The following is a 20,688-nucleotide window of genomic DNA, read 5'->3' as shown; positions in this document are numbered from 1 at the left end:
AAGCTTTATATCCACTTTAATTTTTATACCTATAAAATCAATTAGTTAAATCAAACAATCTTTAATAGTGGCGATTAAGTGGCGACATATTTTATTTTGTTTGCTTTGAAGTTTCCTAAAGTTTAGGTGTTATCCGGCAAAGGATCAGGTCTTGGTACATGTTTGTCCAACACGAAATCTTCGCCCTTGTACTTTATCGTTGGGAACGGTCTTGCCAGCTCTGCCTCATAATCACAATGCGAACATTTATGATGCCATGTTTGCCGCGGTTGCTTGCCATTATCGACGCGCAATACGCCTTGCTCACAGCTTAGACAGATGAACTCCACCAACTCCGCCTGTACTGGTATGTATTTATGAGCCTTAGTTCTTCCCATGCAACCTCCACGAAAACGGGGATTTTTTGCGTTAGTTTTGACTGATTTGCTGTCTTTCCGTCAAATTATACTGTCTAGAAAATTGAAAAACTGTTTTATCTTCAAAAAACTCTTTCACGCCTTATGGCAAAAGGCTTCTTCGCTTTTCTTTCTGATCTTCAATTTCAACAACAGATCATAACAAACCATCACGGAATCTATACGCAACACATATATTTCAATCACTTACATGCAAATGAGAGATCTTTTCCGATCGTCTAAATCTCAATTCTCTGAAATTTTTTTCAAATTTTGAAATTTTTAAAAGCGCTCTAGAAGCGATTCTCAGAGGTCTTTTATTTTCTCGAAGCCCGCTATTGCTAAGGCTTTAGCGTGTAGACTGTGCTTTTCTCTGGTGCCTTAATTTCGACATTTAGAAACTGCAAAAAACGCGATCCGAAAACGTCGCAGGTGGGGAGGATGAGTGCGGATTACGTCACCTAAACGTCCGTTTACGTGGCTCAGCGTTTCTGGTTGCCACTCAGACCTTCGGTGTTTGGGATTGCGGTCGATGTTCAGACAAAAAGAAAAGCGCCCGTTGTGGGCGCTTTGGCGTGGTTAGAATACTTTCTAGATGATTGAATACTGTCCTTTTGAACTACCACTTGTTACATCTGCTTTAGCATTCTGTGTGATTTCATCATACACAGCATTGGCAATCGCCTCAGCCATCTTGCCTGCCATTGCGAATTCACCAGTAAGGACAAAGCCTTGTGCTTCCAATTCATTTCCTAATTTTTGTTTGAGTGACTCTTTACTCATTGTCATGTTATTTACCTGCCTTAACTGTTTTAGATACATCCACATGATTCTTGCCAGAGAACGGGCAAATGGTTTGCCCAGTGCAAACACCAGTGCCGCCGTTCATGGTGATGAGATCAGCCACTTCAATGATTTTCTTTGCGGACGTGGACTTTAGGTTTTTAACGACTTCCATGTGGTTGTTGTTGATTTTTACAATCTGGTCTTCCAATACTTGCACCCGTTTATTCAAGCATTCGATGATTTCGTCTTTGTCGGTCTTACGTTCAAAGTTGCCTTCTTTATCGACTAACTGATAAACACCTTGGCGTTGTTGGTATCGGCTTTCACCTTCTTTGATACCTGGTAACTTAAAACCAAGCGGCAGTACACAACGGATAAAAGGTTTGTCCGGTTGCCCGAACATAAACCCAATTTCTACGATACTGCCAACCGCAGGTGGTTCCAGTCTTCCTGCATACTCACCAACACCTGGTATCGGTAATGGCACCGCTTGAAGTGGCGCTTTGTTTTTGAACTCCACACCCCTTTCATCTAGCAGTTGAACATCCACGGCGTAGTGAGGATAAAAGCGATCAGATATGTCGCCCTCTTCTGGCAGCTCAGGCAATGCAACCACCTTTCCCCAGCGTGGTAAATGCCATCGTCCGGTTAATTCTGGGAACAAACGAAAAATGATGCGCTGAATCGCTTTTACATCCATGTTAGTTTTACCTCTGTTCCTTGAAAATCAACGCTGACTAAACGGTGACCATTGACTATCGCACCGGGTCTTAGTTTTGGAATGGCAGGGACTTTCACTGATTTTGACGCTGTTCGGTTGGTCATTAAATTATCTGGGATGCTAACCGGCTTATCTGCCCAATATGAATCCTTCCAACTTCCCACGTAAATCTGACCATTGCCTTGTTGCTGCCAAAACAGATCATCTATGCCGAATGCTTGGGCTAACTCATCCATGACACGGTAACCATTACCGTCACTATAAAAACAAGGTATTGACGTTTTGCTGTAGGCTGCTTCTGGTACCACGAACTGCAACCCCGTTTTGTTGGTTACATCACTGAGCAGTTGCATTAGGGTCGGGTGTCTGAGTGTGACATCGAGTGGCTTGAAAAGTAATGCCGCTAGTTCGCGGCAAAACAATTCTGACCATCCTTTTTCAGCAGGTTGAACTCTCTCAACATACCCTAGAAACACACGTGATATGCTATCACCCCAACCGATATCGACCGCAACAATAGTATTCACTTTCGGTGAACCTTCCACCTTAATGGAGCAGCGAGCAGGCGTGTTCACATCAAAAAGAACACGGTGGTCTTTCGTCTTTACCTTTTGGCTACCGATATAAGCACGACACGTGAATTTGTTGTTTACCGTCATGAGTCACCTTTAAGCCAAAGCATCATCAATAGACTTGAGCACTTTCATTACACCTGTTAAATCAATGCTCGTGTCCGGTGGTACGTCTTCACTCTGTCCAGCTTCAACCGGAGTGGTTACCCCTTGGACTTGCTGCTGTGTTGCAGGTTGGTCTTGTTGACGTTGTTCAACTCGTTCCGGTACTGAAAGATGCTCAACCAACTCAAACGCAACGCTCCATTGTCTCAGGCTTTCTTGCTCATCTGCTCGAATGGTACCTTGAAACTTCACCTCACGAACTTTGAGCGTCGACGCTGTTTTGTTACTAATGCGGTAGATTTGGCGGGCGCTTTCTTGCTGCCCACCTGCCATATTGAAAAGGTTGCTCAAGATCTCAGGTTTACTGAAAGGGATGATGCCACTCACCGCTAACACTTTACCTTTGTTACCTGTTTCCGCTTGGTCGGTTGCCGAGGACTGACCGGACATATCTTGTCCGGCGAGTTGTTGGCGAACGCTAATGCGTATGTTCTTGAGTGAGATTTGAATGCCGTTTAGGGTTAGCATTTGATTTCTTTCACCTTTCTTCTCAGCGCTTCAAGTAGTAAATTTTGCCACTCGGCGTACCTTACCTGCCAAATATCACCCAATTGAACACCGCCCACATCGTGCTTTACTGGGTGTCCCTCATTATCTGTAAAAATGCTGTGGCACAGTGCGGCACACTTATCCAACGAATACACTCTATCGAGTTCTTTTAAAAATGACTCTGTCACTACTATTCCATAGTGATATCGATTTGAGTTGTTTTCCTTTAGTTGATACTGTTTTATCTCAACATTCATGACAAAATTAAGTAGTCCATCAGGGATAGCTTCAGGCTCCTTTTTTACTCTCGCATCAGACGTTACCACTGGGTTATTGCTCAAAAAGATATCGTTTACACGTTTGGATTCATAGCCGATGTTGCGCAAACCGTCTTCATTTGGGTAGAACGTGCCTGTTTCATCAACAGACCAGTGGCCTTCTACCCCATTTCCTGAAATCTCCAACCCGCTAGTGTGCTCAAACAAACCAACACCTGACTTTGTCACACCATTTTCAACAAACGTCGATTTCGGTCTAGCTCCATCCCCTTCTATGCTCATTCCTTCCGTGAAAATTCTCAGTTGCTTCGAGAATACGGTCGTTCTACCTTTGTATTTATCTAAATAAGCCTGACCAATACTTGTGTCCTTATCAACGAACAAATGCAGAGGAGCGTCCATAGAGTCAACACCATACTTGACCGCAATCGTATCTACCGTTGATTGTCTGTGAAAACTAACAATCGCTGAGGTTATATTGTGTACAAGATACTTTGACTGTCCTGCCATTATGACACTGTCAAAATCAACAACTCCCGAACATGTAGCTAAAACTTTAGGGTTTCCCTTAATAGCCCACCCATTGACTAGGTTATTTGTGACATCGAAGCAATGAAATGGATTTTCTCGTTCTGGAAGAATCATCTCACAACCAAAAGACTCCATGTCTCGGTCACAATAGAGCCCACCGATATTGTATAGATTCTCGTTACTCCAAGTAGCTTCAGAGATATCAATACAACAATTCTTAAACCGAGCTTCGGTCCTCGCATATCTCACAAGGTATTGATGATTCTTGTTAAATTCACCTTTAAAAACAAACTTAATTCCATGCACTTCACCTAAGTCCGTTTTCCAAATGTTAAGAAAACCCAAATCATCATTCCCTAACACTCCTGCATACTCGATTAAGCATGTATTGAAGTCTGTATTATTATCGTATCTACCACTATTGATTATTTCTATTCCATTTAGATTATGCTCACCCATTCTTATTGGCTTATTCATAACTGAAATGGAAGGTTCACTTATAGTTCCGCTTGGAATAGCTATTGATATTTGTGGCTTATTCGGATAAAAGTCTGTTTCTTCATTTACATTTTGAAATAAAGGATCTATGTACTTAGCCAAGCTAAATTGGGTTGCAAATTGAATGGCATCTTGTAGCTCTGTAATTTCACACCCAAATCCACACTCAACAAATCCATGCTTATATATTTTATCCACAAATACTTGCCAGAATTCACCTTCAGGCTGCCATAAAAAATCATATACCACGTCTTCTGACAACGCGTTTTGAAACACAGTTCTGTAGACATATTCTTTCGGTTTGTTTTTTGATGCTTGATTAATACCTGAATGTGTCCACTGCGATTCTTCCGTCGCATGGGTATCTAATATTTTTATCGGGTATCCATTCAGGGTCATTCCTTTATTTGAGTTACAACTCATTTTAATCTTCACCACATCAGATGGTAATTTCGTTAGCGGTACTGATATCTGTCCTCCGTCCCCCTTGGCTTCCAGCACTGGTCGATGCGCTTTTATTCTCCAGATCTCTAAATCTGGTTCACTAGTCATCAAGATTGGATTTTCATTGGTTGCCGATGGTGCGAATAAATGTAATTGCATGCCATCTTTTTCAAAAACTCGCACATCACTACTGGTTTTAACCACATCACCAACGACCCAAAGATTGCCTGCTACTGTACCAACATAATCTTTAGTCCAACTCTTCCCTGCACTTTCACCCTCAGGTCGCAAATCACTCACCGAACCATCGCCCAACACCTGCGCAATCTTACAAACGAAGTGCTTCACATCTTTACCCGTTGAAGAGTCGATGTAGTCGTCTTTTTCTTCTGCGGTCACCACAAAGTTGAATAAGGTAACTTGCTCACCTGTTGGTGTGCCTTCACGGTGCGCATCGATGTAGATAAACGATGGCTTGTTTGGTACCTGAACACTGCGGTCAAATTCCATTGCAACACGGTTACCAGAAACATAACCCGCCCCCGCTTTGATGCTGTATGCGCTGCCCGATGGCGTTACCAAGAAACCGTCTTCGATAAACCAGTCTTTGCCGTTCTGGTCGATGATGGATTGCGCCACATCGCTGTCCATCTTCTTCATACGTTCTGTGGCGTTGTACTGCCAACTTGATGCATCCACGGTGATATTAGTGATCTCGGCAATGTCCTTGTATTCAAGAACAACCGAACGCACCAGTGTATTACCTGCGACACCTGGCTCATCTGCCGTCTTTGGTGTGAGTGCATGGTGGTCAATAGTCACCAACACGCCATATTCTGAGCAGTATGCACCTGTCCAGTTGAAATCGAACGGACCAACATCACTGGTCAACGTTGAGCTATAAATTACCGAGTCTGCAGAAAGGCGACCGCGCTGCTCTACTTGTTCTTGGTGAACGATATGGTCAGTTGGTACCACATCATCTGGTTGTGGGTACTCTGGACGATTCGACACATTGGCGAAAATCATCTTGTCGATCACAAGTGCTTTTTCTTCTGCGTTGAGCTGTGCCAACAGTGCTTTACCTGCGGCGGTTAAAATTGACTTATCGGTGCTGTTTGCCATTTTAAAATTCCTTACCCTTTCACTGTGGCTTGGTAATATTCGCAATCAACGTTGAGCACATTTGGAAGCATGCCAACGTTTAGTCGAGTTTTGATGTGTGATGTTGAATACTGCGCTTCTACGTTCTTGCTTCGCGCTGCCAAAGGCATTTCTACATAACTGGTGTATTGATAACGACGGCAGGTTCTGCCGTACTGTCTGATTACTGTATCTAGCAGCTTAGGAACGTTGGTTAAATCGCCGTCTCTGATTTTTAAGCTGATTACATCCCAAGGCACATTGACTAAACGTTCGTCTTGTCCAATATGCGGATAACCCAACTTGGCGAACATGTCTTCCCAACCTGCAATCGAACCCGCATCACGTGCAAAGCCGTAGGCATGCGCCACACGGATTCGAAATAACTCTTCCGGCTCTTGCCCTAGTCGTTCAATCTCACGCTGCCAAGCAAGGATATTCACTAGTGCCATTGGTGCAGTGAGTGGGTCATGCTGTTGCAATGGCATTTCGAATGCCGCCTTCACATGTCCCCAATAGTTGCGCATAGCTCGGGCGAACTTTGCCAGCTCGCCTCTACCCATCCAGTAACGCAGCTTTATCTCAGGAATGTTCAATCGACACCTCCAACGTATTAATGCGCGGCACGGTCAGATTGTTGATGATGTCAGCGTTATCAAATTCGAGTGATTCAATCTCTGAGAACTGGGCATGTAGCTCTTGTCCTAAGCGAGAGAAACTGAATCGAAGCACTGGATTGGTCACCGTTGGCGAATAGTCCGTGTTTTGTCTGAATGCAGCACCGATGAATTGCTCCACCTTCACTCGTAACGCTTCGCGGTCTTCCATCGTCAAAGAGCGCTGCGGCCAAACTCGGCAACTAATATCGTGAGTGGTTTCTGGCATCGCTAGAACTTGCAGATCATCACCGTGACCGTGTTGCCCTTCAATGCGAATGTACTCATTCAAATCGGCAAGCATGTCGGATGAAGGCTCACCTGTATCGAGAAGAATTAACGCGTTGGCGGTACCCGGACCACGTGGGGCGTTATGCTCAAAATACACGTTGTCGTCATTGATGCCTGCGCGACTGGTAAGTAGCGAACGGTAAGCCGCATCAATATGCCATCGGGCAACCGCGCTCCATTGGTTGCGAACACGTAAACGCAGTTCATCATTGCTTTCTTTATCTGAACCCGCTTCGTTCAACCATTCTGCAGGGTTGGTCACCGCACCAATGCCCGGTATCGCCGTTGGCAAAATGTGGTAGTAACCTTCGCCTAGGTTGTAGCCTGCGCCTTCGTTTTCGGCTTCTACCTCTGCCATCACCATGGTTTCGTTTTCTGGCATCGTGGTATCATCAAGCACTTTCACACGGTAGATGGTGCCGTTAATTGGTTCGGTCTGAATCCAAGTATCTTTCGGAATAACCAGAGCAGGGCCTTTCGACGCAGAGCGCTGAAACGCGATCATGCCTTTGGCTTTTGTCGCACCTTTACGAGTGAGTTTGCACTGCCATGCCAGCAGGTCTAGCCATTGGTCAACCGCCGTTGCAACAAACATGTTTGGTAGAACATAGCCAACCAACAGAGTGTTAATTAGCCACAAAGTCACACTAACCACTGTTGACTCGATGAGGCGCCAGAAAGGAGAGAACGGCGAATCGTTAGAAATGATGCACTCTTCTTTGTTCATCTCTTCCTTTAGCACTTTCTTCCAGCCGTCTTTATCAGTTGGAATACCGGATTGCTTCACCAGTTCGGAATAATCTGGTTTTGGAATATCAGTCATTAACGCTCTCCGTTGTTCACTATTTCAAATTGCATGTCACCAAAATCAATGGTGGTTGCGAACACGTAAATCGTGCCTTCGGTTGGTTCTTCCAAACGCACGGTACCCGGTACCAGTCGAACGTCCTCTTCAACGAGCAATTCCAACTTGGTGCGAATATCTGCTTTCTTTGATGGGCTTCGCTCAGCGATTAAATCCACCGCTAAGTTGCTCTCAATGATGGCGTGTTTGATGTCTTGAGCGATCACTGCTCGGTCTTGAATCAAAATAGGGTTTCGACCTGCATCGAGCACCACGTCACCGTTCTCAATCAAAATGTCTTGGTACTTGTATTCCGCCATTAGCCTGCCGCCATCTCTAATTCAGTCGCCATGTCTTGTGGGCTACTCATGTACGTTGGATAAATCGACACACCGCCGTAGTTGGTTGAGCTTGTCTGGTAATTGGCGATGTTCTTCGCCGCGCCACCTGGTTGAACTTGAAGACGTGGCGAAGCGTTATTCATTGATGATGATTTCACTTGCAAGTCTTCGTCACTGCCAAGACCTGGTATCCAATCAACAAGCCCTTTTACGGACTCCCAAATACCCGCAAGGCTTTCAGTAATCCAATTGAACACACCTGCAAACATGTCTTTCATTGAGTTCGCCATGTCACCGATGAAGGCAAAACCGCTCGTGTCGGTAAAACCGCTCATTACCCATTGCCAACCAGCTTTCAAGAACTGGAATAGGGTTTGGAATGGCAGCATGATGAGAGCAAGCGCACTTTCGATGATTTGGAACCATGTTGTGTCGCCGAACGATGCTTTCAGATCATCCCAGTAGTAAATCAATGCGCCCACTGCGGCGATGGCTGCGACAACGGCACCAACCACTAAACCGATTGGGTTCGCCATCATTGCGATGTTTGCTGCCAACATTGCCACTTTGAACGCTTTCAAAATGCTGTTCACACCCGCGACCGCCAAGCCGTAACCCTTCGTAACTAGGATGTACGAAGCCATAGCTTGCTTACCGATACCCACTGCCATCGTGAGCAGGCCGTTAATCGCAACAAAGCTAAGAAGCGTGATTCCGGCATAGCCAATCCATTTGGTGATATTTGGGAACAGTTGAGTCCACTCAACGATTTCTTGAGCACCGTCAGCAAGGGAAGATAGCAACGGTACTAGTGATGGTAATAACGCACTGCCAATTGCGGCACGAATAGCAAACATACCTTGCTCCATCCGTTGCCATTGGTCTGTCATAGTAGCTGCCATATCTGACGCAGCATCTAATCCTTTGACTTGTTTAAGTGCATCAAGACTAGTACCGAATTCATCAGCTCGATTGACGAGGTTGGTTAACATCAATGCACCGTCGCCCAATCCCGCTTCATCAAGTAGAGTTCGAGCTTCTGTGCCAGAAAGTCCCTCAAGCAATGGCGCTAAGTTTTTTAAAACCTGCTGCATTGGCAGTAATTGCCCGTTTGATCCGACTAGCGACACGCCCAACTTATCTTGCGCAGACACCGCATTTTCAAGGAAGTTGGTGTATTGAGTGACCGCATCACCATCAGACATTTGCCCTTTCAGCATGCCAAACACAGCAAACTGTTCTTCAAGGCTAACGCCCAAGGTTGATGTCAAAGAGTGCATACCATCAACCATGCCTTCTATGACATCCATTTCGACACCATAAAGCTGTTTTGCCGTTGCTGTCATACCTGCAATTTTTGCAGCCCAAACATCAACACCCATCGCATCTGCTTGGGTTTTATAGTTGCCGTAAAGGTTTTTGAGGAATCGGGTTGTGGTTTCCGCATCGGATTTCATGGCGACCGCCAGTGTTGCACTGGAACGAGTAACGCTTGCCATCACATCGGCTGGCATTTCGCCCATGGCGTTCTTAATGCCCTCTGAATGGCGGATCACCTCAATAGCACTTTGACCATATTCAGCACTGAAATTTAGAGCAGTTTTAGCAATTGCCTTTAATGCATCATCAGCCACACCGAGTGATTTCACCTCACCAAGTGCGCGGTCCATTTCAATGGCTGGCATCAATGCACTTTGTAGGGCAAAACCTGCACCCGCTACCCCTGCCGCACCTGCAACCATCGTATGAGTGCCATCACGATACGTGTTAGCCACATCGGTCAAGTTGCGTTGAATGTTACCCAGAGGTTTAGAAATCTGGTCAACAAGTCCAACTGTGAATCTGAGTGCTTCTGGTAGCATTGATGTTTCCTTTTGCCCAATAAAGCTAACCGCTAAATGCTTTTGCTACGCCATTTGCTGTGGCGATTTGCATGCCTTTCCAATACTGCTGTTCTAACCAAATCGCCCTTGCTAGGTTCTCTTCGCTGTCTGTCTCGCTTGGCAACCACTTGCGCCGCCAAGCAAGCATTTGTTCGAGCTCGTTGGAATCCATAGCCCGAACAAGGGCGTCTATTTTTTTACTTTAATTTGCAGCTTCGGCGTGTATTCCTTCAGTACTTCACCAACGATTTGAAGTGCTGCACCTGGGTTACCTTTGGTTAGGTCACGGAACGCGTCTTTGCTTTCGTCCGTTACCGTATTCATCAGGAAGTTGTGGGCAGAGTTAACGATTTCGCCTTTAGCAACTTCGCTCATGTAGTCGCTGTATTCCGCTTCTGTTGGTGCAAAGTGAAGTTCTAGATCATCACCGATGGTTAAAACGATTGTTTTCATGCTGCTTCTCGCTCTTTCTTATCTAACTTGGCTTCTAGACGGTCGAATCGACTGTCCATAGATTCTTTGATGTCGTCTACGGCTTCGCGTAGTTCGTGCTTTGTGGCGTACTTTTCTGCGACATCGCCACGCAGTCGCTCAGTGGCAAGCTCATTGGCATGGATACGACGGTCATGGTCTTGTGAGGTGCTTTGCCCTTTATCCGTTCTGCCGAAAACCACATTGATGATGGCGATAAACAGTGCAACGGTTGCCACAATCGCCGATACCCATGATGAATCCATTGCTATTCCTTCTGAGGGATTTCTTTCAAGCGCTTGCCTTGAAGCGCCGCGATGATGTCGTCAACCGTGTCTTGAAGAACATCGTTCGTGCTCAGACCTTTCAAGGTTTCCAAGCCCCACACCACAAGGCGAGTTGCGAAGCGTTCAAGGATGATTGTCCAACTGATTTGGAAGAACAGACCTTTCAATACTTCAAACAGTGTCTTGCCTACGATTCCGGTTAAGAAGTTCATGCTGCTTCTCCGATCAAGGATTGATATGCCAACAGGTAATCTTGTTCCGTTGCTTTACCTGCACTTGTGTTCCAGTACTTCTTCGCGTACCGCGCTAAACCTTCTAGGTCATCGGCATCGGGTAGCGCTTCTGGGAAGCGAATCAAGTTAAGCCGCGCCGCCGCTACCGCAAACTGAGGTGAGATCACCATGTAACGCGCATCTAAACCGCCAATTGGTGCAAACATCTCCAATGCATCGAGCAAATGCGGTCGACCTTTTCCGAGCCACTCAATAAGCCAATTGAACGTTGCTGGCTCCATTTGAGTGAAACCTAACGCAGGACCACGGACTTGTTTTGAGTAAGTAAACTTTCCAGACTCGTGAGCAATAATCATCAGGATCAGATTGATTGCTGCTTGAGTGTTGAGTTTGCCTTTACCACCGGATGCCATATCCAGATGGTCAAGGACTGGTTTGATGATGTGCTCAATAAACAGCTTCGCTAAGTTCATCGTTTCATTCGCTCCAATTCGCTTTGACACTGGGTGCAGTACTTGCAACCTGGTACTTTTTGGCGGCGTTCTTCTGGGATTGGGTCGCCACATTCGCCGCATTCATGTGCGCTTTCCCGTTGTTCAATTCGCTTCGCCCCTGCCAATTGGTTGGCAAGCGCCATTTCAGTGAATTTGGCTTCAAGACCGCAGGCATGGTCGATAACATCTGCCATCGTTCCTCCTGCTTAGTTCGTTAGGTCTTCGGTTTCGTCTTCTCGTAGGTAAGGAGTACCGTTGATGGTGACAAAATCAGGACTGGTCACGTCAAAAGGCAGTTTGTGAAGCAATGCACTGCCACCGTTGGTGTCGATATCAAGCAGGTCAGAAATCTTGATGCGACAGCCGAACGCTTCCACCTTCAATTCGTCTTTATCAATCTTTCCGTAGAACAGAGCATCAAAGGCAGGAAGACCGCGCCAAGAACCGGCTTGTTTTGCTGCTTTGCTCAACTGGTTGAACTGCTGCGTTGTCAGCTCCATTTCACCACTGGCTTCTACGTCACCATCGACATAGCCATCAGGCACACCGCCCGTTTTGTTTACCGCTGAGTTGTCCGTGATGGACAACGTCACCTTGTTTGCTTTGAGCTTGTAATCACCCAAAGAGAAATGCATGTTCTTGCCAGAAATACGCATGCTCATGGATTACGCCTCCGTATCTGCTGCGTTGCTTAGGTCTAACGCGATGTTGACGACAATGTGTTTCGGGCAGTTGTGAGGGCGAACCATCAAACCGATCACCACTTTGGTTTTGTTCATCCACTGGATGGTGACGTCTTCGTCTCGTGGCTTCATGATTTCACCAGGGAAGGTGATACCCGCGATCTCTGTACCTTTGGACATTTCACGCATGTCCGTGCGGAAATAGGTGCGGTTTAACTCAATACTTGCAGGTGTCGAGTTAAGGATTCGGTCAGCGATACGACGAATCGCTTTAATACGAACGCGGCGGTTGAGTTTGTGAACTGGACGAACGTATTCGAGGTATTGATAATCGCCGCCTTTCGCTTCTAGCGTGGTAGCGTCTGTCCAATAAACACCCTCTAGATCGGCATACCATTGCGGCAGTGAGTAACGCGCTTCGGCTAACGTGCCAATGGTGCTCATTTCTAGGGCTTTGCCTGCGCTGTCCGTTGGCATGTTACCCAAATCAAGCACACTGCCAGTCGCCACACGCATTGGGCTATCAGCTACCGTTACGCTGCGGTCACACAGTCGACCAGCAAGCACACCAACGTTGTTACCGTTGAGTTGAGGAACAGGAGTCACCAAGTTTGCAGCAACATCTTTCACCAAGGTGAGCATGGTGGTTTCATACTCTGTCCACGTTTGTGCTCCGTCACCTTCTGCAACAATGCTCGGACACGCAGCAAGGAAGAACACCCAACGACCTAGTTTGCTTGTCAGCTCCGTCGCTTTGGATTGCATATCCGTGAACTGAGTTTTATCCGTAACTGGGTCACAGATAGCAATACCTTCGAACGAATCGGTCAGGTTGGCTAAGTCCACGGCAGCTTGCCAAGTATCGTCAGCCGCTAAGCCAACAATCGCACCTGTCCAGTTTTGCTTGCCATTGAGCTGCGCCGCTTTCACGTTTTGACCAAGTGCATCGTCCGCAACGACTTCGTCAAGGTTGGTCATGTTATTAATGCGGGTCACTTTGCCTTGTAGTTCGGCTTTATCAGTGCGCCCGATGAAAAGCACATGGCGTTCAATCTCTGGGATGCCGCCTTGTCCTAAATTGAGGTTGTTAACCTCTACCTTTCCGGTTGCCATTGGTTATGTCCTCTGTTTTGCCTGCTCAAAAATTTTGATGAGCTGACGACTGACTTCACGTTCTTTGCTTCCGAGAATCTGACGTTCTGCCAATGGAATATCCCAACTAGTGATACTTGGCTGATTAGAGAGTTCTCGAATAATTTGCCCCGCTTGACCATGTGTGATGGTTGCCATCAACTCACGCAAACTGGGTTTCTTTCGTCCTTTGCCGCTTTTCCGCTTTACCGTGTATCCAAGCTCTCTCAGCTTTCTTGCTTGCCCTTTGGTACATGGCGCGGAGTAATCCGGCTTTCCCCATCGCTTTTGCATCTGATGACGAGTCATTTTTTGTGACTGCCCTGTGTGATGCCTTGCTGCGAGTTTGGCGGTTAACTTGTTGCTCCAAGTCAAATCAAGCTGATTGGCATTTCGTACATAAGGCGTTAAGCCCTTTGCCATTCGCTTTAAAACTTTGCCGCGCTTTTTGCCTTTTCTCGGTTCTAGCGCTTTGTCGTTGATGTCCTTTTGCGCTCGAATTCTTCGCCTTACGTTGGCAATTTCCCAACGACCGAGCGTTTTCAAAATCCAGAAACGCTTCTTTGGTGGTAGTGCCAACATCGCAAGCTTTTCTTGCATGTTGAGCACATCGCGCTCATTGACGTTAATCTGAGGCTTCATTCACCAACTCCGCTTCTTCTGCGGTATAAATTTCCACGGCTTGGACTCGGTAAACTTCACCGCGCCAAGTAATCATTCCTGCTGGGTCAGGAATCAATTCAATTGGCTCCATCAACTCAAGTTCGATGGACACGTCAGCAATTTCACTACTGATCACATCAACGGACAGTTGCGGATCACCTAACTCTTCTTCATTTCGGTCAGGCTCGTAATCACTCAACCAACAGGCAACCAAAGCCAATAAGCATCGTGGGTCTAGCAAGCTGTGTGGAAACTCTTCAATGTTCAACACTGCGTTGTATTTCCAGTGGCAGGCAACATAACCGCCGTTACCTCGGTCTTCGCCATTTGGAACGATAGTTCCGTTCTCTTGCCAAGCTTCAATCTTGTTATCGAGTACGCTTGAATTGAGGTGACTAACGATGTAATCCGTTAGGTGTTCAAGCTTGGTTTTGTTGTAAGTGGTATCGCTCATAGTGATTCAATCCCGTTAGAACTCAGCCCAAGCAATTCACGTACATCACGAGTGCTTTGTGCGAGAAAACGTGCCTCTTGTTCCGGTTCATCTGTTGCCACGCTTTCGCCTTCTTTGCGGCGGTCTTGCGTGGCGAACTCTTTAATCAACTCGGCGTGTGCACGACCGTAAACCGCTCGCTTGTACAACAGGGCTTTAGCGCCACTGAATGTCGGTATTTCGCCGTTTTCGATCAGGCTATCCAATCGACCTTGGATGTTTAGCGCGGCGATGGATACCGCATAAGCCAGTGAATCGTTATCGAACGTATGAGGAATGCGGCGCAGCTTGCGGAACTCATCGGTGGATAAATCCACCCAACCTTCACCTGGTATGGTGGTATTTGGTGCGCTGTTAACTTTGCCGCCAAAGCTCATAACGTTTCCTTAGTTCTCTCTGAATTAGGGCACCTCTAGCCACTGGGTCGACGGTTTAGAATGAACCACGCAGGTTATTCCAACCTCGCCAGCCGAGGTGCGGTGGCGTAGGAGTCTGTCTATAGACAAACGCTATAAATTTTTGCCTTCTGCGAGTGCGTTAAGTCGCATCTCGATTTGCTTGATTTTGGTTTGAACACCAATTTTGTCGTGCTTTTCATGGGCAATTTCGAGCAGCTTTTTCGCCTTCTCTAATTGCTCTGAATCACCGATTTGGCTTGGTTGTGGATCACCTTTTTCATTAAGCAGCAACCCGTAACCCGCAAACTTGTACCATTTGGCTTCAAGCTTCTCTGGCAACTTCCACTCTTTGTCGATTTTCTCGAACACTTGAGAGAAGTACGGCTCAATCGAGTGTCCATTAGGTAGTTGGCTTTCTGCCCATTCGAGGACAAAGTCACCACATACCACCGCCCAACTCGAACGTTTGAAGTTCTCCGGCGTTGGCAAGTCCAACTCGATGGCTTTGAACAGCCAATTAATCGCGGTTTCAAGGTCTTTGGTATCAAACAACCAAATAATCAAATCCGTGAAAATTGGGTTTTGATAACTTTCCCCTGCCGCCAAGTACTTCTCTGCGACTTCTTTGTATTTCGGGATCAGTACGTCACGTTTGTAGTTGACCTTTTCCGAAATCTGAACGAAGTCTTTCAACTTAAGTTTGTCTTGCTCAAACTCGATTAAGCGCAAGTGCAAACTGTCTGGGCTTGGCACAGTGGCAGCGATTGCCACTGTGTTTTGCTTTTCAGCCATCGCCAACTTATGGCGCATTGCAGGGGATAAGTTCATGCTTTACTCCTGCGCTGCAGGTTTAGGACCAATGTGGACTTTTTCTGGGTTGTAAGCGGCAAACGCTTCCAACACACCCACTGCGTAACCTTCCATTCGCCAGTATGAATTCTCATACTGCTTACGGTCTTCTTCGTGCTTCGCTTTACGCTGCGAAGTACCGTGCTGTGTTAGCACTTGTAGGTTTGCAGGAATCGTCACAACCATTGCGTTGTCTGGCATAAATGGTGGAACGTATGCAGGGCGACCCGCGATGGTTTTATCCACTTTTTGCGCCGCGATTTGCTCACTTGGTTTATCAGCAGCGTCATACAACTTGTATTGCGCAGCAGAAATCAAACCAGAGCCAACGAATACCGTTAGGCGAGGGTCATTGCGATACATTGGGTGGATCTGGTTGTTGATGATGTCAGACGCCATCGCATCCAGTGTTTTGTAATCGCCGTTTGCATCGAAATACACATCAACGTCAACAATTTGAGCCGCTTTGCGATTCTTCACAAAGTGATACCAACCTTCGTTAACATCTTGACCTAGTGGGTTAGTTGCTGGGTCAGTTGTTTCTTCGGCAGACACACCGTTCCAACCAATACGCATAATGTCTAGCGCATACATTTGGTTAGAGAACTGCGATACCAGCTTCATAAACAGATCACGACCGCCTTGGTTTGCCCACTGGCATAGCGTTGCCCATGTGATAGCTGCACATGAGTCGGTTTCTGCAAGTTTGTACTTGTGACCACCAACACCGACTTGTTTTTGGAAGCGACCGCCAGCCTTACGACCTGTATACAAACCGCTCACACCCACATCGACCACTTGACCTTCGATTTGGTCAACGGTGGTAACGGTGATCATTTTTAGAAACTCGGCAGACTCGGAAATCGCTGCACGGAGTTTGGTTTCTAGCTGCGGCGAGACGTTGAACAACTGCTCGACGCTAGTAACGCCATAGCTTTTCGCTAATTGCTGAGCGAAGTGGTCCATATTCTCGCGAGCTGATTGAGTAAGAATCTGCGACATTACGCGATGCTCCTGGTTAGTTTTTTCAAGCGCCTGTGATTAAACAGGCATGTAATCGTCACCCGCAGGCGCAGGATCAGGACGTTGGTCTGGTGCTTCTTGGCTCAGTTTGTTGAACTTCTCTTCCAACTCACCTTGCTTAGTCGCAATGCCTTCAAGCTGCTCAGTTAGTGTCGAAAACTGCTCCGGCGTTAAACCTTCCTGTTTTGGATTGTTTTCGTCAGCTTCTGGCGCTGCAGGCGTATTTTTACCAAACGTATTGAACTTCTCTTCAAGTTCATTTTGCTTGTTGCCGATGCCTTCAATTGCCGACATCACTTTGGCGAACTGCTCTTTGTCCATTGGTTCTTCATCCTCTGGTTGAGGTGTTACTGATTGTTCTGGCTCGTGCTCAGAACTAAAGATGTGGTTACAAAACGAGTAGAAACGCTCGAAACGTGTTAAGCACTGAGAAAAATCGACCTCTTCTAATGCGTCAGATTCCAAAGTCGTTTCTTGCCCATTACTAGAGCGTGAGAATTTGAGTAGCGTTGTACCTGTAGAGGCTGGGGAGTCAGTCACAGCTAGACCTTCAAGATAACAACGCCCCTCGCCCTTGTAGTCGGGATTTGGTTCGATAGAAGTGAATAGCTTCTGACCTTCCTTGTTTGCTTCTAGCAAGAATTGGTTAGGTGTTAGCTTGGCGAACAGGCGAAGTTTGCCGTCTTTCTCTTCTGCTTTTAGCTCTTCGACAATGCCCCAGTTCTTGCCTTTGTATTGCGTCCAATCACTGCGGTAGTGTTCCGGCCAAATTAAAGCTGTGTACTCTTCTTTCGAATACTGCTCCGCCATATCTTTAATCCAAGATGCGGCGATTTTTCTTCCGTCTACTGTGTTGCCTTCTGTGGCAACCACTACCCAATCACTGGTTTTTGGCATGTGGTAACACTCTTACTGGTTAATGCGAAATTGCCTTTAGATGCCGCAACAATACGCCCAAGTTTTTAGGCTTTCAGCAACTTGTGTTCGGGTGAATTCGGATATTTGAAAAACTGGAAAAGGAAGGAATTTTTGTAGGCGAATCAAGGTGTTTTCGGGGCGTATCATTCGCTTATGGCATATTCTCCCGAAATCAGACAAGCCGCCCGAGCCCTCTATTTGAAGGCATGGACGCCACGTGAAATCGCCGACGAACTGAACCTCAATAACGATCGCATCATCTACTATTGGGCGGATAAGTTTGGTTGGCGTGATATGTTGCGTGAACAAACGATTGATGAAGCTATCGCGAATCGTATCCAAACCTTGCTTGAGATTGAAAACCCAAGCAAACCGCAATTGGATATGCTCGATCGGCTGATTGACCATCACGTCAAACTTAAGAAACTCCGCGCCTCTGAAACGCCAAAACCTGCCGCCAATCCGTCTGAAAAAGGCAACAACGCCAAACAAGCTAAAGACGATTCAAACAGCAATAGCAGCTCTGGTAAGTCGAAGAAGAAAGGAAAGAATGATGTCAGCGAGATCACCGAAGAATGTTTCAAGCTTTGGCATGACTCTTTGTTTGAATACCAGGTGGTTATGCGTAACAACCTGCATCAGCGTATTCGTAACATCCTTAAATCTCGCCAAGTTGGTGCTACTTACTATTTCAGTGGTGAAGCGCTAGAAAACGCCATCCTTACGGGTGACAACCAAATCTTCTTATCCGCTTCTCGCGCACAAGCAGAGGTATTTCGTCGTTACATCATCTCGCTAGCCAAGGAGTTCCTAAACCTTGAACTGCAAGGCAACCCGATCACCTTATCGAACGGGGCTGAACTTCACTTCCTTTCGACCAACGGTAAAACGGCGCAGAGTTACCACGGTCACGTTTATGTCGATGAGTACTTTTGGATTGGTAAGTTTGACGAACTGAACAAAGTTGCATCGGCAATGGCGACGCATAAGAAGTGGCGCAAAACCTACTTCTCGACACCATCCACCAAAATGCACCCCGCTTATCCATTCTGGACGGGCGACAAATGGCGTGAAGGCAAAGACACACGCAAGAACATCGAGTTCCCAACATTCGAAGATTACCGCAAGGGCGGTCGTTTATGTCCTGATAAACAATGGCGTTACGTAGTCACAATTGAAGATGCCGCCGCAGGTGGTTGTGACTTGTTTGATATTGACGAACTGCGCGAAGAGTACAGTGAAACCGACTTCAACAACCTCTTCATGTGTATTTTCGTCGACGGTGCCAGCTCCATCTTTGAATTCAACAAGATTCAAAAGTGCATGGTGGATGCCTCTATTTGGCAAGACTATGACGTCAAGAAAGCACGACCATTTGGTAACCGTGAGGTATGGCTAGGTTATGACCCATCGCGAACCCGAGACAATGCCGTGTTGATGGTCGTCGCTCCACCAATCGTTGCCGTGGAGAAATTCCGCATACTGGAAAAACACAGTTGGCGTGGTTTGAGCTTCCAACATCAAGCCAATGAGATCAGCAAAGTCTTCAAACGCTTCAATGTGACTTACCTTGGGATTGATATCACAGGCATTGGTGCAGGTGTTTACGACCTACTGCACAACAAGCACCCACGCGAAACCGTGGCAATTCATTATTCCAACGAAAACAAAAACCGCTTGGTGATGAAGATGATTGATGTGATTGACGGTAACCGTTTGCAGTTTGACGCAAACAATAAAGAAACCGCCATGTCATTTATGGCAATCAAGCGCACTTCGACCAACAGCGGCAACATGATGACGTTCAAAGCAGACCGGAGCGAGTTGGTTGGTCACGCCGATGACTTCTGGGCATTGTCTCACGCACTTATTAACGAACCACTCGATCACAGCACCAAACGCAAATCGCGTTGGTCATTCTCCGCAGAACAAGGGCAATTAGCAGCATGACAGAGCAAATGATTCAAACCGAAACGGCAGATACGCCAACCGAAGCAAAATCTGTATACAGTTTCGACCCGACTCCCGAACCTGTTGATACCAACAGTTGGATGACCCGCTATTGTGAGTTGGTCTACAACGATATGGACGACTACTGGGAAACGCCAATCTCACTTAAAGGCTTGGCTGATATTGCCAATGCCAATGGCTATCACGGCTCATTGCTCAAAGCACGAGCAAACTATGTTGCCGGACGTTTCTCACAAGGTGGGGCGATGTCCATGTTCTTAATGAATAACGCAACGTGGGATTACTTCGGTCTAGGGATGGCGGCGTTTGTTAAACTTCGAAATCACTGGAAAAAGGTGATTGGTTTACACCCATTGCCAATGGTGCATATGCGAAAGCGCAGAAACGGCGATTTTGTCCAGCTCCTTGGCAATAACAAGCAAAAGGTATTCAAAGCAAAGGATGTGGTTTTCATCCCTCAGTATGACCCACAACAACAGGTGTATGGTTTACCCGATTACTTGGGCAGCATTCAAAGCAGCTTGTTAAACCGCGATGCTACGCTATTTCGCCGCCGTTATTACCTGAACGGGGCACACATGGGTTTCATCTTCTACGCAACAGACCCGAACCTGGATGAAAAAGACGAAGAAGCGTTGCGCCAAAAAATCCAGAGCTCTAAGGGCGTGGGCAACTTCCGCAGCATGTTTGTGAACATTCCAAACGGCAAAGAAAAAGGCATTCAACTGATTCCGGTTGGTGATATCGCCACAAAAGATGAGTTTGAGCGAATCAAAAACATCACCGCGCAGGACGTTTTTGCAGGTCATCGCTTCCCAACTGGTATGGGTGGCATGTTCCCACAAACAGGCGGTACCGCTCCCGACCCCATCAAGGTGAGTAATGTCTACGATAAGTATGAAGTGATTCCGGTATGTCGGCGCTTTATGGATGCGGTGAACAATGACCCAGAGATCCCACCGAACCTTCACTTGCAGTTTGATTTGACTGTTGGAGATGCGGCGTAAACTTTCGTTTTAGACTGTACAAAAATACAG

At 46.6% G+C, this 20,688-nt stretch carries 25 protein-coding genes; 2 read left to right on the top strand and 23 right to left on the bottom strand.

Features of this window, described 5'->3' with window-relative positions:
* Positions 1–986: 986 nt before the first annotated feature.
* The 23 genes from KIV40_RS16710 to KIV40_RS16600 all read right to left on the bottom strand — a co-directional run bounded on the left by KIV40_RS16710 (position 987) and on the right by KIV40_RS16600 (position 17,659).
* The gene (locus KIV40_RS16710; RefSeq protein ID WP_230767157.1) at positions 987–1,184 is read right to left on the bottom strand and encodes a hypothetical protein; all 198 of its coding nucleotides are present in this window, start codon (positions 1,182–1,184) and stop codon (positions 987–989) included.
* 1 nt (position 1,185) lies between these two features.
* Positions 1,186–1,881: a hypothetical protein gene (locus tag KIV40_RS16705; RefSeq protein ID WP_285350306.1), complete on the bottom strand. Its 696-nt coding sequence runs from the start codon at positions 1,879–1,881 to the stop codon at positions 1,186–1,188.
* A complete protein-coding gene (locus KIV40_RS16700) occupies positions 1,872–2,561 on the bottom strand; it encodes a hypothetical protein (RefSeq protein WP_285350304.1) in 690 nt (229 codons plus the stop codon). Before KIV40_RS16700 ends, KIV40_RS16705 begins: the two co-directional genes overlap by 10 nt.
* A gap of 9 nt (positions 2,562–2,570) precedes the next feature.
* Positions 2,571–3,107 carry an adenine glycosylase gene (locus KIV40_RS16695; protein ID WP_285350303.1) on the bottom strand — a complete coding sequence of 179 codons (537 nt, stop codon included), beginning with the start codon at positions 3,105–3,107 and terminating at the stop codon, positions 2,571–2,573.
* The gene (locus tag KIV40_RS16690; protein ID WP_285350301.1) at positions 3,101–6,004 is read right to left on the bottom strand and encodes a phage tail protein; all 2,904 of its coding nucleotides are present in this window, start codon (positions 6,002–6,004) and stop codon (positions 3,101–3,103) included. The genes KIV40_RS16695 and KIV40_RS16690 overlap by 7 nt, the downstream gene beginning before the upstream one ends.
* Positions 6,005–6,015: 11 nt before the next feature.
* Complete coding sequence (locus tag KIV40_RS16685) at positions 6,016–6,618, bottom strand: phage tail protein (RefSeq protein ID WP_049879367.1); 603 nt, start codon at positions 6,616–6,618, stop codon at positions 6,016–6,018.
* A complete protein-coding gene (locus KIV40_RS16680) occupies positions 6,605–7,792 on the bottom strand; it encodes a baseplate J/gp47 family protein (protein WP_285350298.1) in 1,188 nt (395 codons plus the stop codon). The genes KIV40_RS16685 and KIV40_RS16680 overlap by 14 nt, the downstream gene beginning before the upstream one ends.
* The gene (locus KIV40_RS16675; protein ID WP_029559262.1) at positions 7,792–8,133 is read right to left on the bottom strand and encodes a DUF2590 family protein; all 342 of its coding nucleotides are present in this window, start codon (positions 8,131–8,133) and stop codon (positions 7,792–7,794) included. Before KIV40_RS16675 ends, KIV40_RS16680 begins: the two co-directional genes overlap by 1 nt.
* Positions 8,133–10,016, bottom strand: a complete 1,884-nt coding sequence (locus tag KIV40_RS16670; protein ID WP_285350296.1) for a phage tail tape measure protein — start codon at positions 10,014–10,016, stop codon at positions 8,133–8,135. Before KIV40_RS16670 ends, KIV40_RS16675 begins: the two co-directional genes overlap by 1 nt.
* A gap of 25 nt (positions 10,017–10,041) precedes the next feature.
* A complete protein-coding gene (locus KIV40_RS16665) occupies positions 10,042–10,209 on the bottom strand; it encodes a DUF6890 family protein (RefSeq protein WP_154219529.1) in 168 nt (55 codons plus the stop codon).
* Positions 10,210–10,226: 17 nt separating this feature from the next.
* A complete protein-coding gene (locus KIV40_RS16660; RefSeq protein WP_069486179.1) occupies positions 10,227–10,490 on the bottom strand; it encodes a putative phage tail assembly chaperone in 264 nt (87 codons plus the stop codon).
* A complete protein-coding gene (locus KIV40_RS16655) occupies positions 10,487–10,774 on the bottom strand; it encodes a hypothetical protein (protein ID WP_285350293.1) in 288 nt (95 codons plus the stop codon). Before KIV40_RS16655 ends, KIV40_RS16660 begins: the two co-directional genes overlap by 4 nt.
* Before the next feature lie 2 nt (positions 10,775–10,776).
* Entirely contained in the window at positions 10,777–11,007 is a 231-nt protein-coding gene (locus KIV40_RS16650; protein ID WP_053349584.1) for a hypothetical protein, read from the bottom strand.
* Positions 11,004–11,501: a hypothetical protein gene (locus KIV40_RS16645; RefSeq protein ID WP_029822503.1), complete on the bottom strand. Its 498-nt coding sequence runs from the start codon at positions 11,499–11,501 to the stop codon at positions 11,004–11,006. The genes KIV40_RS16650 and KIV40_RS16645 overlap by 4 nt, the downstream gene beginning before the upstream one ends.
* Positions 11,498–11,716 (bottom strand): TraR/DksA C4-type zinc finger protein, encoded by a 219-nt coding sequence (locus KIV40_RS16640; RefSeq protein WP_029559268.1) that lies wholly within the window; start codon positions 11,714–11,716, stop codon positions 11,498–11,500. Before KIV40_RS16640 ends, KIV40_RS16645 begins: the two co-directional genes overlap by 4 nt.
* 12 nt (positions 11,717–11,728) lie before the next feature.
* Complete coding sequence (locus KIV40_RS16635; protein WP_255904333.1) at positions 11,729–12,184, bottom strand: phage protein; 456 nt, start codon at positions 12,182–12,184, stop codon at positions 11,729–11,731.
* 3 nt (positions 12,185–12,187) lie between these two features.
* Positions 12,188–13,318, bottom strand: a complete 1,131-nt coding sequence (locus KIV40_RS16630; protein ID WP_285350292.1) for a DUF2586 domain-containing protein — start codon at positions 13,316–13,318, stop codon at positions 12,188–12,190.
* A 3-nt stretch (positions 13,319–13,321) separates the two neighbouring features.
* Positions 13,322–13,978 carry a hypothetical protein gene (locus KIV40_RS16625; RefSeq protein ID WP_046264670.1) on the bottom strand — a complete coding sequence of 219 codons (657 nt, stop codon included), beginning with the start codon at positions 13,976–13,978 and terminating at the stop codon, positions 13,322–13,324.
* On the bottom strand, positions 13,962–14,453 hold the full coding sequence (locus tag KIV40_RS16620) for a phage tail protein (protein ID WP_046264669.1): 492 nt from the start codon (positions 14,451–14,453) through the stop codon (positions 13,962–13,964). Before KIV40_RS16620 ends, KIV40_RS16625 begins: the two co-directional genes overlap by 17 nt.
* The gene (locus KIV40_RS16615; RefSeq protein ID WP_029822509.1) at positions 14,450–14,869 is read right to left on the bottom strand and encodes a head completion/stabilization protein; all 420 of its coding nucleotides are present in this window, start codon (positions 14,867–14,869) and stop codon (positions 14,450–14,452) included. Before KIV40_RS16615 ends, KIV40_RS16620 begins: the two co-directional genes overlap by 4 nt.
* A gap of 132 nt (positions 14,870–15,001) precedes the next feature.
* Positions 15,002–15,718 carry a terminase endonuclease subunit gene (locus tag KIV40_RS16610; protein ID WP_274792841.1) on the bottom strand — a complete coding sequence of 239 codons (717 nt, stop codon included), beginning with the start codon at positions 15,716–15,718 and terminating at the stop codon, positions 15,002–15,004.
* A 3-nt stretch (positions 15,719–15,721) separates the two neighbouring features.
* A complete protein-coding gene (locus KIV40_RS16605) occupies positions 15,722–16,741 on the bottom strand; it encodes a phage major capsid protein, P2 family (RefSeq protein WP_285350288.1) in 1,020 nt (339 codons plus the stop codon).
* Between the two features lie 39 nt (positions 16,742–16,780).
* Positions 16,781–17,659, bottom strand: coding sequence for a GPO family capsid scaffolding protein (locus KIV40_RS16600; protein ID WP_285350286.1), 879 nt, complete (start codon positions 17,657–17,659; stop codon positions 16,781–16,783).
* 174 nt (positions 17,660–17,833) lie between these two features.
* On the opposite strand from KIV40_RS16600, the gene KIV40_RS16595 reads away from it, so the two are divergent.
* Together KIV40_RS16595 and KIV40_RS16590 are read left to right on the top strand one after the other, a co-directional pair.
* Positions 17,834–19,630, top strand: coding sequence for a terminase large subunit domain-containing protein (locus KIV40_RS16595; RefSeq protein WP_140340325.1), 1,797 nt, complete (start codon positions 17,834–17,836; stop codon positions 19,628–19,630).
* Positions 19,627–20,658, top strand: coding sequence for a phage portal protein (locus KIV40_RS16590; RefSeq protein ID WP_285350284.1), 1,032 nt, complete (start codon positions 19,627–19,629; stop codon positions 20,656–20,658). The genes KIV40_RS16595 and KIV40_RS16590 overlap by 4 nt, the downstream gene beginning before the upstream one ends.
* The last annotated feature ends 30 nt before the right edge of the window (positions 20,659–20,688 follow it).

The sequence above is a fragment of the Vibrio sp. D173a genome (genome assembly GCF_030248475.1).
The sequence above is the reverse complement of the archived record's forward strand: the minus strand, read 5'-3'. Positions and strand labels throughout refer to the sequence as shown.

What these genes read in the sequence shown, in the direction of transcription:
- KIV40_RS16710 (WP_230767157.1), bottom strand. Translation starts at nt 1,184, where the DNA reads ATGACAATGAGTAAAGAGTCACTCAAACAAAAATTAGGAAATGAATTG.
- KIV40_RS16705 (WP_285350306.1), bottom strand. Translation starts at nt 1,881, where the DNA reads ATGGATGTAAAAGCGATTCAGCGCATCATTTTTCGTTTGTTCCCAGAA.
- KIV40_RS16700 (WP_285350304.1), bottom strand. Translation starts at nt 2,561, where the DNA reads ATGACGGTAAACAACAAATTCACGTGTCGTGCTTATATCGGTAGCCAA.
- KIV40_RS16695 (WP_285350303.1), bottom strand. Translation starts at nt 3,107, where the DNA reads ATGCTAACCCTAAACGGCATTCAAATCTCACTCAAGAACATACGCATT.
- KIV40_RS16690 (WP_285350301.1), bottom strand. Translation starts at nt 6,004, where the DNA reads ATGGCAAACAGCACCGATAAGTCAATTTTAACCGCCGCAGGTAAAGCA.
- KIV40_RS16680 (WP_285350298.1), bottom strand. Translation starts at nt 7,792, where the DNA reads ATGACTGATATTCCAAAACCAGATTATTCCGAACTGGTGAAGCAATCC.
- KIV40_RS16675 (WP_029559262.1), bottom strand. Translation starts at nt 8,133, where the DNA reads ATGGCGGAATACAAGTACCAAGACATTTTGATTGAGAACGGTGACGTG.
- KIV40_RS16670 (WP_285350296.1), bottom strand. Translation starts at nt 10,016, where the DNA reads ATGCTACCAGAAGCACTCAGATTCACAGTTGGACTTGTTGACCAGATT.
- KIV40_RS16665 (WP_154219529.1), bottom strand. Translation starts at nt 10,209, where the DNA reads ATGGATTCCAACGAGCTCGAACAAATGCTTGCTTGGCGGCGCAAGTGG.
- KIV40_RS16660 (WP_069486179.1), bottom strand. Translation starts at nt 10,490, where the DNA reads ATGAAAACAATCGTTTTAACCATCGGTGATGATCTAGAACTTCACTTT.
- KIV40_RS16655 (WP_285350293.1), bottom strand. Translation starts at nt 10,774, where the DNA reads ATGGATTCATCATGGGTATCGGCGATTGTGGCAACCGTTGCACTGTTT.
- KIV40_RS16650 (WP_053349584.1), bottom strand. Translation starts at nt 11,007, where the DNA reads ATGAACTTCTTAACCGGAATCGTAGGCAAGACACTGTTTGAAGTATTG.
- KIV40_RS16645 (WP_029822503.1), bottom strand. Translation starts at nt 11,501, where the DNA reads ATGAACTTAGCGAAGCTGTTTATTGAGCACATCATCAAACCAGTCCTT.
- KIV40_RS16640 (WP_029559268.1), bottom strand. Translation starts at nt 11,716, where the DNA reads ATGGCAGATGTTATCGACCATGCCTGCGGTCTTGAAGCCAAATTCACT.
- KIV40_RS16635 (WP_255904333.1), bottom strand. Translation starts at nt 12,184, where the DNA reads ATGAGCATGCGTATTTCTGGCAAGAACATGCATTTCTCTTTGGGTGAT.
- KIV40_RS16630 (WP_285350292.1), bottom strand. Translation starts at nt 13,318, where the DNA reads ATGGCAACCGGAAAGGTAGAGGTTAACAACCTCAATTTAGGACAAGGC.
- KIV40_RS16625 (WP_046264670.1), bottom strand. Translation starts at nt 13,978, where the DNA reads ATGAAGCCTCAGATTAACGTCAATGAGCGCGATGTGCTCAACATGCAA.
- KIV40_RS16620 (WP_046264669.1), bottom strand. Translation starts at nt 14,453, where the DNA reads ATGAGCGATACCACTTACAACAAAACCAAGCTTGAACACCTAACGGAT.
- KIV40_RS16615 (WP_029822509.1), bottom strand. Translation starts at nt 14,869, where the DNA reads ATGAGCTTTGGCGGCAAAGTTAACAGCGCACCAAATACCACCATACCA.
- KIV40_RS16610 (WP_274792841.1), bottom strand. Translation starts at nt 15,718, where the DNA reads ATGAACTTATCCCCTGCAATGCGCCATAAGTTGGCGATGGCTGAAAAG.
- KIV40_RS16605 (WP_285350288.1), bottom strand. Translation starts at nt 16,741, where the DNA reads ATGTCGCAGATTCTTACTCAATCAGCTCGCGAGAATATGGACCACTTC.
- KIV40_RS16600 (WP_285350286.1), bottom strand. Translation starts at nt 17,659, where the DNA reads ATGCCAAAAACCAGTGATTGGGTAGTGGTTGCCACAGAAGGCAACACA.
- KIV40_RS16595 (WP_140340325.1), top strand. Translation starts at nt 17,834, where the DNA reads ATGGCATATTCTCCCGAAATCAGACAAGCCGCCCGAGCCCTCTATTTG.
- KIV40_RS16590 (WP_285350284.1), top strand. Translation starts at nt 19,627, where the DNA reads ATGACAGAGCAAATGATTCAAACCGAAACGGCAGATACGCCAACCGAA.